Source organism: Cupriavidus sp. FW305-46, from assembly GCF_058787075.1.
In genome coordinates this window covers 8,896-20,386 of record NZ_JBYSZI010000028.1, presented here as the reverse complement: position 1 = coordinate 20,386, position 11,491 = coordinate 8,896, and the positions used below count along the sequence as shown (strand labels likewise).

Annotated in this window: 12 protein-coding genes; 6 read left to right on the top strand and 6 right to left on the bottom strand. The window is 69.0% G+C overall.

Annotated features, from left to right (window positions below; genetic code table 11):
- Window positions 1-3 precede the first annotated feature (3 nt).
- Complete coding sequence (locus AC3WON_RS15415) at window positions 4-951, bottom strand: TauD/TfdA family dioxygenase (RefSeq protein ID WP_492319570.1); 948 nt, start codon at window positions 949-951, stop codon at window positions 4-6.
- A gap of 326 nt (window positions 952-1,277) precedes the next feature.
- Here AC3WON_RS15415 and AC3WON_RS15410 point away from each other — a divergent pair, with 326 nt between their 5' ends.
- The 4 genes from AC3WON_RS15410 to AC3WON_RS15395 are packed head-to-tail and all read left to right on the top strand — an operon-like array spanning window position 1,278 to window position 4,539.
- Window positions 1,278-1,484, top strand: coding sequence for an MbtH family protein (locus AC3WON_RS15410; RefSeq protein ID WP_492352175.1), 207 nt, complete (start codon window positions 1,278-1,280; stop codon window positions 1,482-1,484).
- Window positions 1,481-2,299 (top strand): thioesterase II family protein, encoded by an 819-nt coding sequence (locus AC3WON_RS15405; protein WP_492319569.1) that lies wholly within the window; start codon window positions 1,481-1,483, stop codon window positions 2,297-2,299. Before AC3WON_RS15410 ends, AC3WON_RS15405 begins: the two co-directional genes overlap by 4 nt.
- Entirely contained in the window at window positions 2,286-3,104 is an 819-nt protein-coding gene (locus AC3WON_RS15400) for a 4'-phosphopantetheinyl transferase family protein (protein WP_492319568.1), read from the top strand. The genes AC3WON_RS15405 and AC3WON_RS15400 overlap by 14 nt, the downstream gene beginning before the upstream one ends.
- A 10-nt stretch (window positions 3,105-3,114) precedes the next feature.
- Window positions 3,115-4,539 carry a diaminobutyrate--2-oxoglutarate transaminase gene (locus AC3WON_RS15395; protein ID WP_492352174.1) on the top strand — a complete coding sequence of 475 codons (1,425 nt, stop codon included), beginning with the start codon at window positions 3,115-3,117 and terminating at the stop codon, window positions 4,537-4,539.
- Between the two features lie 48 nt (window positions 4,540-4,587).
- On the opposite strand, the gene aliA is transcribed toward AC3WON_RS15395, so the two are convergent.
- The 4 genes from aliA to badH are packed head-to-tail and all read right to left on the bottom strand — an operon-like array spanning window position 4,588 to window position 9,039.
- Entirely contained in the window at window positions 4,588-6,231 is a 1,644-nt protein-coding gene (aliA, locus tag AC3WON_RS15390) for a cyclohexanecarboxylate-CoA ligase (protein ID WP_492352173.1), read from the bottom strand.
- A gap of 45 nt (window positions 6,232-6,276) precedes the next feature.
- A complete protein-coding gene (gene aliB, locus AC3WON_RS15385) occupies window positions 6,277-7,428 on the bottom strand; it encodes a cyclohexanecarboxyl-CoA dehydrogenase (protein ID WP_492352172.1) in 1,152 nt (383 codons plus the stop codon).
- Window positions 7,429-7,458: 30 nt separating this feature from the next.
- Window positions 7,459-8,241: a 2-ketocyclohexanecarboxyl-CoA hydrolase gene (gene badI / locus AC3WON_RS15380; protein WP_492319564.1), complete on the bottom strand. Its 783-nt coding sequence runs from the start codon at window positions 8,239-8,241 to the stop codon at window positions 7,459-7,461.
- Between the two features lie 30 nt (window positions 8,242-8,271).
- Entirely contained in the window at window positions 8,272-9,039 is a 768-nt protein-coding gene (gene badH / locus AC3WON_RS15375; protein WP_492319563.1) for a 2-hydroxycyclohexanecarboxyl-CoA dehydrogenase, read from the bottom strand.
- Window positions 9,040-9,178: 139 nt separating this feature from the next.
- On the opposite strand from badH, the gene AC3WON_RS15370 reads away from it, so the two are divergent.
- Both AC3WON_RS15370 and AC3WON_RS15365 read left to right on the top strand, forming a co-directional pair.
- Complete coding sequence (locus AC3WON_RS15370; protein ID WP_492352171.1) at window positions 9,179-9,700, top strand: MarR family winged helix-turn-helix transcriptional regulator; 522 nt, start codon at window positions 9,179-9,181, stop codon at window positions 9,698-9,700.
- A 264-nt stretch (window positions 9,701-9,964) separates the two neighbouring features.
- Window positions 9,965-10,258 (top strand): GYD domain-containing protein, encoded by a 294-nt coding sequence (locus AC3WON_RS15365; RefSeq protein ID WP_010810201.1) that lies wholly within the window; start codon window positions 9,965-9,967, stop codon window positions 10,256-10,258.
- A 78-nt stretch (window positions 10,259-10,336) separates the two neighbouring features.
- Here the strand turns inward: AC3WON_RS15365 and AC3WON_RS15360 are convergent, their stop codons facing one another.
- The gene (locus tag AC3WON_RS15360; RefSeq protein ID WP_492319561.1) at window positions 10,337-11,353 is read right to left on the bottom strand and encodes a zinc-binding alcohol dehydrogenase family protein; all 1,017 of its coding nucleotides are present in this window, start codon (window positions 11,351-11,353) and stop codon (window positions 10,337-10,339) included.
- Window positions 11,354-11,491 lie beyond the last annotated feature (138 nt).

Here is an 11,491-nt window from a genome sequence, read left to right as displayed (position 1 = left end):
GGATCAGCCCAGGCCGGGCGGCGCGGGCTCGGCCATGGCGACGATCACGCGGCGCGGGCCGCTGAAGGTGCCGCGCCCGTGGGCGGCCAGCATGTTGTCGAGCATCAGCACATCGCCCTGCTGCCAGGGAAAGCGCACGGTGCAGTCGTCGAGCGTGGCGCGGATGGCGGCAAGGGCGTCGTCCTCCAGCGGCGCGCCGTCGCCGTAGACGACATTGCGCGGCAGTTCGTTGACGCTGCCGACCACGGCGAGCAGGGCCTCGCGCACGTGGGGCGCGAGCCCCGAGACATGGAACAGGTGGGCCTGGTTGAACCACACCATCTCGCCGGTCACCGGATGCCGCGCGACGGCCTGGCATAGCTGGCGCGTGCGCAGTTCGCCGTCGGCCTTCCATTCGAAATCGATCTGCTGGGCGCGGCAGAAGCGCTCCACCTGCGCGCGGTCATCGGTGTTGAAGGCGCGTTGCCAGCTCAGGTCGAGGCCGTTGCCGTAGTTGCGCACGTACATCAGGCGGCGCGCGGCAAAGCGCTCGCGGATGACTGGGTCCAGGCGCTGGTAGACCAGCCGGCTGTCGGCGATGGGCGTCTCGCCGCCCGATTCGCTCGGCTGCACGCAATGGAACCAGATCTTCATCGGCCACTGCAGCGTGTACGACTGCTCGTTATGCAGCGGGATGACCTGGTGCGCCGGGTATTCGGTGGAGGTATAGACGCCCTCCTTCACCTGCGAGCGCGGCGTCGAGCCGAACTCATAGCTCAGCAGCGGATGGCCGAAGGCGCTGGCGAAGGCGCGGAAATCCGAGTCATCGTCAAAACGGAAGCCGCGGAACAGCACGCCGCCGACGCGCGGCAACTGTTCCGCGGCAATCGCGGCCATGGCGCCGAACTGGCGGCGCCAGTCGGTGTCGCCGTCGGGGGTGACCACCAGCGGCAGCGCGCTGTGCTCAAACATCGGCGCGGCGCGCAGCGCGCCCGCCCTCGCTGTCGATGCGGTGGCAGTTGCGGCGGAGCCGGCGCGACAGTCCGCATGGAGGTCGGCGATGGTAGCGGTCGTGTCCAAATCCATATCCCTGTTGCCTCGCTGGGTTCGTTCGCGCTTGCCGCACGGCGCCGGAAGGCGTTGCAGCGGGGCCAGGGGCGGGAGGGGCGCGGCCACGCGAACAATGTCTGCACATTGGATGGAAAGCGAGTCTACCGGAAATATTTACGAATGGAAATACAAATCATTATCATTTACGATATAGCCTTCGACGTCTTACTACCTGAAGGAGCACAGCCATGAGCTGGGATCATCCCGACACGCGTTTCCACGTCGTCCGCAACGATGAAGGCCAGTATTCGATCTGGCCCGACTACAAGCCCGTACCGGCAGGATGGACCAGCGTGGGCTTCCAGGGCAGCCGCGACGAGTGCCTGGCCCATATCGAGACGGTCTGGACCGATATGCGTCCGCTGAGCCTGCAGCGCGCGCTGGCCGGCGCATGAGCCCCGCGCAGCCGATGCGCGATCCCTGGTACGCCGTGATGCCGGGCCGCGGCGGCCCGGCTGCCGGCGATCGCGTGCGCCTCTATTGCCTGCCCTACGCCGGCGCCGGCCATACTGCGTACCACGGCTGGCGCGCCGCGCTGCCCGCCGCGATCGAGCTGGCGCCGGTATGCCTGCCCGGACGCGGCACGCGCACGGCCGAAGCGCATGGCGCATCGATCCATGCGCTGGCCAGCGCGCTGGCCGCGTCGATCGCGCGCGCGGCCCGAGCCGAAGCGCCGCGCTTTGCGCTGTTCGGCCACAGCATGGGTGCGCTGCTGGGGTTCGAAACCGCGCGCGTGCTTGAGACCGTGCATGGCCTCTCCCCCGCCGCGCTGGTGGTGTCCGGGCGCGGCGCGCCCGCGCTGCCGTCGGCTCGGCCGCCGTTCAGCAGCCTGCCGGACGGCGCCTTTGCCGACGTCATCGCCGCCATGGGCGGCATGCCGGCCGAGATCCGCGAAACGCCGGAAGCGCTCGCCTTCTTCCTGCCCGTGCTGCGCGCGGATATCGCGCTGTGCGAGGCCTGGCGCTACCGTCCCGGGCCGCGGCTGGGCTGTCCGGTCACCGTGCTCGGCGGCAGGGACGACGTCCACGCCCCGCCCGCGATGCTGGCCGCGTGGCGCGACGAGACCCTGCACGACTGCAGCCACCGGCTGTTCGCGGGCGGGCATTTCTTCCTGCACGAGGCGGCGCAGGACGTGCTGGATGCGGTCACGGATGCCGTGCTCGGTTCCACGTTGAGCGCCACCAGAGACCACGGCCATGCGCTCGCCTGACATGGCCGCGCCCGCGCACGGCCAGATCCACGTCTGGCACGTGGCAGTCGACGCTGCGGCAGACCTGTCGGCGCTGTCGGCAAGCGAACGCGCGCGCGCCGCCACGTTCCGGCAACCCGGCGACCGCGCCCGCTTCACCGCGGCCCGCTCGGCATTGCGGACACTGCTGGGCCTATACCTGGGCGTGTCGCCCGACGCCGTGCCGCTGGTCGCCAACGCGTTCGGCAAACCCACGCTTGGCGGCCATTGCACCACAGCCTTGCAGTTCAACGTCAGCCACAGCGACGCACGCGCCGCAATCGCCTTGTCATGCGCGCCGGTCGGGATCGACATCGAAGCCTGGCGCGCGGACATGTCGTGGGCTGCCTGGCACGACAGCGCGGCCGTGGCCTGCGCCCCCGACGAAATGCGCTGGCTTGGCGCGCTGGCGCAGCGCCGGCCGCGGGACGCCATGCTCGCCTTCCTGCGCCTGTGGACCGCCAAGGAAGCGTGCAGCAAGGCCGTCGGCACCGGGCTGTCGGCTGCGCCGCAGTCGGTGCGCGTGGCGCTGCCGGCGTGCGCTGCCTGCGTGCCGCCGCTGGCGCGCGCCGGGGCCGACCTGCGCGTCTGGCATATCCACGATGCATGTGGCCAGCCCGATCACGACACCCGCTACGTCGCGAGCCTGGCCACGCCACTGGCCGCCGCGCGCGTCGTGCACCGGCAGTATCCGCCGCGCGAGCTGCCCCCACGCGCGGCCAACCCATCTTGCCCGGTCTCGATGCCGGGCCCCGCAGTCAACGTCCCTGTTCAACGCCCCCGTTAGGAACGAAACCATGACGCCTCCCTCGCTCGCCACGCATGCCCACGGCCAACCAGCGCCGTTCTCGGCCGGCGCCTTCGTCCGGCAAGCGCCCATCCGGCTCGACGACAACCCCTACCTGCAGCGCCAGTGCGCGCGCGAGTCCAACGCCCGCTCCTATCCGCGCCGCATCCCGCTGGCGCTGGAACAGGGCTATGGCGTGTATTTGCGCGATACCAGCGGCCAGCTCTTCATCGACTGCCTGGCCGGCGCCGGCACGCTGGCGCTCGGCCACAACCACCCGGCGGTGGTGCGCGCGCTGCGCGACACGCTCGACAGCGGCCTGCCGCTGCATACGCTGGACCTGGCCACGCCGGTCAAGGACCGCTTTGTCGACGACCTGTTCGGCCTGCTGCCGCCCGAGTTCGCCGCGCGCGCCCGCATCCAGTTCTGCGGCCCGACCGGCGCCGACGGCATCGAGGCGGCGCTCAAGCTGGCCAAGACCGCCACCGGCCGCCATACGGTGCTGAGCTTTGCCGGCGGCTACCACGGCATGACGCACGGCACGCTGGCGCTGATGGGCAATCTCGGCCCCAAGGCGCCGCTGGGTGCGCTCGGCGGCAGCGTGCAGTTCCTGCCCTACCCGTATGACTACCGCTGCCCGTTCGGCCTGCGCGGCGACGCCGGCATCGACGCGGGCCTGCGCTATATCGAGCAGATGCTGGCCGACCCGGAGTCCGGCGTGCTGCCGCCGGCGGCGGTGGTGGTGGAAGCGGTACAGGGCGAAGGCGGCGTGATCCCCGCGCCCGCGCGCTGGCTGCGCGAACTGCGCCGCATCACGCGCGAGCACGGCATCGCGCTGGTGCTCGACGAAGTGCAGACCGGACTGGGCCGCACCGGGCGCACGTTCGCGTTCGAGCATGCCGGCATCGTGCCGGACGTGCTGGTGCTGTCCAAGGCGATCGGCGGCGGCTTGCCGATGTCGGTGGTGATCTACGACAACGCACTCGATGCGTGGCAGCCGGGCGCGCACGCCGGCACCTTCCGCGGCAACCAGCTGGCAATGGCGGCGGGTTCCGCCACCATCCGCACCCTGGTCGCGCAGGGCATCGTCGCCCATGCCGAGACCATGGGCCAGCGCCTCGCCACGCGGCTGCGGCAGTTGCATACCGCGTGCCCCGCGATCGGCGAAGTGCGCGGGCGCGGCCTGATGATCGGGGTGGAACTGGTCGACGAACGTGCCGAGCCCGATGCGGTGGGCGCCTACCCGGCCGACGGCAACTTCGCGCGCACGGTGCAACGCGAATGCCTGCAGCGCGGGCTGATCGTCGAACTGGGCGGACGCCACGGCGCCACGGTGCGCTTCCTGCCGCCGCTGGTCATCGGCGAGACCGAGATCGACCTGGTGGCCGAGTTGTTTGGCGACGCAGTCAGCGCGGCGCACAAGCAATGCCGCTGAGCGCTTGCGCGCCGTTCCGCGGTGGCCGGGGCCACCGCGGAACCAGCTTCAGGACGCGTCGCCGCGCAGCATCTCGCGCAGACGGAATTTCTGGATTTTCCCGGCGGGCGTGGCCGGCAGGGCGTCCCGCACCACGAGCTTCTCGGGGATGTACTGCAGCGCCATCTTCTGCGCCTTGAGCCAGTCCACCATCGCCGCCTGGTCGAAAGGCTGGCCGGCGCGCGGTACGACGAAGGCGCAGGCGCGCTCGCCCAGGCGCTCGTCGGGATAGGCGACGATGGCCACCTGCGAGACCGCGGGATGGCGGTACAGCAGGGTCTCGACCTCCAGCACGGGGATGTTCTCGCCGCCTCGGATGATCACGTCCTTGCTGCGCCCCGCGATGCGCAGGTAGCCGCTGGCATCCAGCCGTGCGAGGTCGCCGGTGTCGAACCAGCCGTCGGCATCGGTGCCGTTGAGCTGCGGACGCTTCAGGTAGCCGCCGAAGTTGGAACAGGCGCGCACCAGCAGGCGGCCGGTTTCCCCCGGCGGCACGTCGGCGTCGGTGCCGTCCACGATGCGTATTTCGACGCCTGGCAGCGGGCAGCCGTCGGTGGTCGACGCGAGTTCGTCGCTGTCATCCGGCAGCGTGGTGGTGACCGCGCCGTTCTCCGTCATGCCCCAGGCCGACACGATCTTCGCGCCGAGCGCCTCGCGGGCGCGCTCGACCAGCGCGCCGGGAATCGGCGCACCCGCGCACAGGAAGATGCGCAGGCTGGGGACCGGCGTGCCGGACTCCGCCACCACACGCGCCAGATCGGTCAGGAACGGCGTCGAGCCCATGGTGAAGGTCACGCGCTCGTCGCGAATCAGGGCGGCGGCGCGCGCGGGGTCCCAGATGTCCTGCAGCACCGCATGCGCGCCCAGCACCACCGGCATCAGCAGCCCGTACATAAAGCCCGTCTGGTGCGCCATCGGCGAGGCCATCAGCACCACATCGTCGCCGGTCAGGCGCAGCCGTTCGGCATAGGCGACGATGTTGGAGAACAGCGTGTTGGCCGTGTGCATCACGCCCTTGGGCTCGCCGGTGGTGCCGGAGGTGTAGATCAGCTGGGTGACGTCGTCCGGGCCGGGGCGGCTGTGCAGCAGGATGTTGGCGGCATCGGGCTGTTCTTCCCATGCCGGCCCGCTCAGCAGCGCGTCAAAGCTGTCCGGGCCATCACCGCCGGCAACAACGATGTGGCGCAGCGCCGGCAATGCCTCGTGCAAACCCTGCAGCATCTGCGCATGGCCGAAGCCGCGGAACAGCTGCGGCACCACCGCCACCTTGCATTGCGCATGCGCCAGCATGAACGACAGCTCGCGCTCGCGGAAGATCGGCATCAGCGGGTTGAGCACCGCGCCCAGCCGCGAGCAGGCGAGATACAGCACAGTCAGGTGCCAGCCGTTCGGGAGCTGGCATGACACCACATCCTGCGCGCCGATGCCGAGGCGGCTGAGCCCCACCGCTACCCGGTCCGCCATCCGGGCCAGCTCGCGCCAGGTGAAGCGTGTCACGCTGCCGCTGTCGAGGCTCAGCGCCATCAGCGCTGGGGCGTCGGGCCGGTCGCGCACGCAGGCGGCCAGGTAGTCGTTGACGGTGCGGTCATGCCAATGCCCGGCGGCAATGCTGGCGGCACGGCGCGGCGCGATCAGTACGGCGTCGAAATCCATGGGTGTCTCCTCTTTATCGGATGGCTCGGCGGTCGTGGCGCCGCTTCAGGCCGGTACGGCTTCGCGCCCCGCGCGCGTGCGGGCAATGATGGTCTTCATGATCTGTGCCGTGCCGTCGCCGATCTGGAAGCCCAGCACATCGCGCAGGCGCTGCTCCATCACGCCGCGGTCATAACCGCCGTGGCCGAACGACAGCAGGCACTGGTGCACCACGTCGTACGCCAGCTTGGGCGCCCACCACTTGCACATCGCCGCCTCTGCGGTGTGCGGCAGGCCACGGTCCTTGAGCCACAGCGTCTGCAGGCACAGCAGGCGCGCGCCCTGCACCTGGGTCTCGAAGTCGGCGAGCGGATGCGACACGCCCTGGAAGGCCGACAGCGGCTTGCCGAAGGCCTGGCGCTCGGCCACGTAGGCCCAGGTCTCGTCCAGCGCGGCCTGCGCCACCGCCAGCACCTGCAGGCCGATCAGCGCGCGCGAGAAGTCGAAGCCCTGCATCACCTGCACGAACCCCTCCCCCTCCTTGCCGAGCAGGTGGCTGGCGGGCACGCGCACGTTCTCGAAGAAAATCGAGCCGCGCCCGATGGCGCGCTGGCCGTGGCAGTCGAAGCGGTTGCGCGTGATGCCCGGCAGGTCCATCGGCACCAGCAGCGCAGACACGCCGCGCGCGCCGGACTCGACGGTGCCGCTGCGGGCAAAGACCACCGCGGCATCGGCCTGGTCGGCGGCGGAGATCGAGGTCTTCTCGCCGTTGAGCACGTAGACGTCGCCATCGCGCTCCATGCGCAGGCGCAGGCTGGCCGCGTCGGAGCCGCCGCGCGGCTCGGTCAGCGCGATTGCCAGCAGCGCCTCGCCGCGCGTCAGGCGCTGCAGCCACGGTCCGGCGATTTCCGGCTGCGCATGGTGCGCCAGGATCTGGCCGTTCAACGAAGCCAGCAGGTTGATGTACGACAGGCTCAGGTCGGCGCGCGCCACGGCTTCATGGATCACGCCAGCCGCCAGCGAGCCCATGCCCTGCCCGTCATACTGTTCCGGCAGTTCGGGCGCGATAAAGCCCATCTCGCCCATTTCGCGCATCAGCGCGCGGTCCAGCACGCGGGTGCGGTCGCGCTCCAGGTAGCCGGGCGCCACGCGCGCATCGGCAAAGCGGCGCGCGTGCTCGGCCAGTGCCGTCAGGTCTTCGTCAAGGTAGGGATTCATGGTGGTCTCCGCTGGTTCGGACGGCACGGCTTACTTCGCGTACTTGCGGAACTCGGGCTTGCGCTTTTCCTGGAAAGCGCGCACGCCTTCGCGCGATTCCTCGGTGTCGTAATAGAGCTTGAGCGCGTACATGCCCATGCCGGCGATGCCGCTCTGGTGCGCGGTATCGAGATTGAAGGAGCGCTTGGCGATGGCGATCGCGGTGGGACTCTTCTCCATGATCTCGTCGCACCACTTCTGCACCTCGGCATCGAGCTGCTCGTGCGGCACCACCGCATTGACCAGCCCCATCGCCAGCGCTTCCGCGGCCGGGTAGCGGCGGCACAGGTACCAGATCTCGCGCGCCTTCTTCTCGCCCACCACGCGCGCCAGGAAGGCGGTGCCGTAGCCCGGGTCGACCGAGCCGACCTTGGGCCCGACCTGCCCGAATACGGCCTTGTCCGACGCGATGGTGAAATCGCAGATCGTGCACAGCACGTTGCCGCCGCCCACGGCATAGCCCTGCACGCGCGCGATCACCGGCTTGGGCACGTCGCGGATGGCGTTGTGCAGTTCTTCCATCGGCAGGCCGATGGTGCCGCGGCCGTCGTACTGGCCCTCGTGCGCGGACTGATCGCCGCCGGTGCAGAAGGCCCTTTCGCCGGCACCGGCCAGCACGATGGCGCCGATCTCGCGGTCATAGCCGGCGCGGTTGATCGCGTGGATCATTTCGTCGCAGGTGCGGCCGCGGAAGGCGTTCATCTTTTCCGGGCGGTTGATGATGATCCAGGCGGCGCCGTTGCGCACTTCGTACAGGATGTCTTCGTATTGCATGGTGGTCTCCGTTTTCTGGTGTTTGCTTGCTCAGCCGTTCATGGTCAGGCCGCCCGACACGCTCAGCACCTGGCCGGTGATGAAGCCGGCGTCGTCGCCGGCAAAGAACAGCACCGCGCCGGGCAGGTCGTCGGGCTGGCCGATGCGGCCCAGCGGGATCGAGCGGGTAAAGGCTTCCACCAGCTTCTCGGGGTTGCCCGCGCCCTGCTTGTAGTCTTCGAACAGCGCGGTCTCGGTCGGCCCCGGGCACACCACGTTGACGGTGATGCCGTGGCGCGCATGCTCGCGGGCAATCGTCTTGGAGAACGACACCAGCCCGCCCTTGCACGCGGCGTAGACCGCTTCGCCGGACGAGCCCACGCGCGCGGCATCGGAGGCGATATTGACGATGCGCCCGCGCTTGCGCTCGACCATGCCGGGCAGCACCGCGTGGTGCATGTGCAGCGCGCCGGTCAGGTTGATGGCGATCAGCCGATCCCATTGCGCGGGCTCGGTCTTGATGAACGGCTTGAACACATCCCAGCCGGCGTTGTTGACCAGCACGTCCACCGGGCCCAGGCCCTGCTCCACCGCCGCCACCGCGGCATCCACGCTGGCGCGCTCGGTGATGTCGCAGCGGATCGCCAGCGCCCGCCCGCCAGCCTCGCGGATCTGGCCGGCGACGCGCTCGGCCGCTTCCGGGTTCAGGTCGAGTACGCCCACCGCCGCCCCGGCGCGCGCAAAGCGCAAACACGTTGCACCGCCGATACCACCGCCACCACCGGTCACGATGACCGTCTTGCCTTCAAGTCCTTGCACAGCGTTCTCCTTTCAGGATTCCGGTGCTATCGTGCCGGCCATGACGCCGCCACATCGCACCGCCAATTAGGTAAATATGTTTACCTATAATAGGAGGCAGCCATTGCCTGCGCAAGACGCCAACACTGTGGAAAAGACTATGGTTAACCCGGACATAGAAACAGAACTCCCCGCAAACGCGCGCATGGAACTGGCCAACCGGCTTTTCTTCCGGCTATACCAATGCGCAAATATGTTGCATAAAACGGGATCACGAGCCGTCGAGGCAGAGGGCCTGACGACGCAGCAGTGGGCCGTGCTCGGCGCGTTGTCGCGTCCGGAAGCCGCCGATGGCATGAGCGTGGGCGACCTGGCCCGCTACCTGATGGTGAGCCGGCAGAACCTGTCAGGACTGGTCAGCCGGATGGAACGCGACGGCCACGTCACGCTGGCCCCGGACGGCCGCGACCGCCGCTCACGGCTGATACGGATGAGCGAACCGGGACGGGAGGTCTGGCTGCACCAGGCGCAGCCGAAGATCCGGGCCTATTACGAGCAGGCGCTGACGGGGTTTTCTACCAATGACCTGACGCACACGCTGCATTACCTGCTCAAGTTGCTGGACAACATGCGTGCGCTCGACACGCCCGACAGCGCAGACGGTGGCAGCCCAGGGGACTGAGCCGCACGCAGTATCGCAACTGAAACACACCGGCCGGCTGGAACAGCCGAGCGCGCGCCCGCGATCCGCATCCTGGCCTGCCGCGCCGACTGGCGCGCAATATGCGTTGGCATGAAGTTGCTCAGACATCGCGAGCATCAACGGCGAGGCGCCATGCCATTCGCGCCTCGCCACGCCCCGAAGCCCTGAACCACTGCCCCGGCCGCTTGCCCCATGCACGCCGCCGGGACGGCGACCGATCCAGCCATAACCGGAGGTCCCGCCATGACCCGCTACATCGTGCTAGCCAGCTTCACCGACCAGGGCATCCGCACCGTCAAGGACACCACCAAGCGCGCGGCCGCCGTGCGCGAGATGGGGGCACGCCTGGGCGTGCAGATGAAAGACATCTACTGGACGCTGGGCGAATACGACATCGTGCTCACCGTCGAAGCGCCCGACGACGAGACCATGACCAGCTTCGGGCTGACCATCGGCGCGGCCGGCAACGTGCGCACCCAAACCCTGCGCGCCTTCAATAGCGACGAGATGCAGAGCATCCTCGGCAAGATGGGCTGACCCCTGCCGCGGAAACGCACAACGCCCGCCGGGGCCATGCCGGCGGGCGTTGTTGTTTGCCGGGCGCAGCGCGCCGGCTCAGAACCCTTCCAGCACCAGCTTGCCGATAGTGCGCCCGCCTTCCAGCATGGCGTGCGCGCGCCGCAGGTTCTCCGCATTGATGCGCCCCAGGTTCTCGCCCAGCGTGGTCTGCAGGCGCCCGGCATCGACCAGCCGCGTGACCTCGTTAAGCAGACGATGCTGCGCGACCATGTCGGGCGTGCTGTACATGGCGCGCGTGAACATGAATTCCCAGACGAAGGTGGCGCTCTTGTTCTTGAGCAATTCCACCGGCAACGGCCGCGTATTCGCGACGATCGTGCAGATCTTGCCCTGCGGGGCGACCACTTCGGCCATCGCCGGGAAATGCCCGTCGATATCGTTGAAGCAGAGGATGTAGTCGACCTCGGCAAATCCCAGCGCCTTCAGCTGCGCCGGCAGGTCGCCACGATGGTCAACCGTATGGTCGGCGCCAAGGCGGCGGCACCATTCCTGCGACTCGGGCCGCGACGCGGTGGCGATCACGGTCAGCCCGGCCAGCACCTTGGCCAGCTGGATGCCGATCGAGCCTACGCCGCCCGCGCCGCCGACGATCAGCACCGGGCGCCCGGCGTGATCCCCGTTGGGCGAAATGCCCAGCCGGTCGAACAGAGCCTCCCAGGCGGTGATCGCCGTCAGCGGCAGCGCCGCCGCGTTGGCGAAATCCAGCGAGGCAGGCTTGTGGCCGACGATGCGCTCGTCGACCAGGTGGAACTCGGCGTTGGAGCCGGACCGAGTAATGCTGCCCGCGTAGTAGACCGGGTCGCCGACCTTGAACAGGGTCACCTCCGGCCCCACGGCGACCACCGTGCCGGCCGCGTCCCAGCCCAGCACGCGCGGCGCGGGCTCTACCTGCGCCTTGGGCGCGCGCACCTTGGTGTCGACCGGGTTGACCGAGACGGCCTCAACCTTCACCAGCAGGTCGCGGCTGCCGGGGCTGGGTATGTCGATCTCCACGTCTTGCAGCGAACGCGGGTCGGAGATGGGCAGGTACTGGGTCAGGCCGATGGCTTTCATGGCGGGCTCCGGGTTGTGTAGGGAATGAACCGAAGCGTAGCCTGTCACGATTGATTTGATTAGCTGGAAGCTACAGCAATCAATTTCCCGAAACTCAGGATAATCACCCAACAAAAAGGGCCGCCTGCGCTACCCGCG

What these genes read in the sequence shown, in the direction of transcription:
- AC3WON_RS15415 (WP_492319570.1), bottom strand. Translation starts at nt 951, where the DNA reads ATGTTTGAGCACAGCGCGCTGCCGCTGGTGGTCACCCCCGACGGCGAC.
- badI (WP_492319564.1), bottom strand. Translation starts at nt 8,241, where the DNA reads ATGCAATACGAAGACATCCTGTACGAAGTGCGCAACGGCGCCGCCTGG.
- aliA (WP_492352173.1), bottom strand. Translation starts at nt 6,231, where the DNA reads ATGGATTTCGACGCCGTACTGATCGCGCCGCGCCGTGCCGCCAGCATT.
- aliB (WP_492352172.1), bottom strand. Translation starts at nt 7,428, where the DNA reads ATGAATCCCTACCTTGACGAAGACCTGACGGCACTGGCCGAGCACGCG.
- AC3WON_RS15400 (WP_492319568.1), top strand. Translation starts at nt 2,286, where the DNA reads ATGCGCTCGCCTGACATGGCCGCGCCCGCGCACGGCCAGATCCACGTC.
- AC3WON_RS15365 (WP_010810201.1), top strand. Translation starts at nt 9,965, where the DNA reads ATGACCCGCTACATCGTGCTAGCCAGCTTCACCGACCAGGGCATCCGC.
- AC3WON_RS15410 (WP_492352175.1), top strand. Translation starts at nt 1,278, where the DNA reads ATGAGCTGGGATCATCCCGACACGCGTTTCCACGTCGTCCGCAACGAT.
- AC3WON_RS15370 (WP_492352171.1), top strand. Translation starts at nt 9,179, where the DNA reads ATGGTTAACCCGGACATAGAAACAGAACTCCCCGCAAACGCGCGCATG.
- AC3WON_RS15360 (WP_492319561.1), bottom strand. Translation starts at nt 11,353, where the DNA reads ATGAAAGCCATCGGCCTGACCCAGTACCTGCCCATCTCCGACCCGCGT.
- AC3WON_RS15395 (WP_492352174.1), top strand. Translation starts at nt 3,115, where the DNA reads ATGACGCCTCCCTCGCTCGCCACGCATGCCCACGGCCAACCAGCGCCG.
- AC3WON_RS15405 (WP_492319569.1), top strand. Translation starts at nt 1,481, where the DNA reads ATGAGCCCCGCGCAGCCGATGCGCGATCCCTGGTACGCCGTGATGCCG.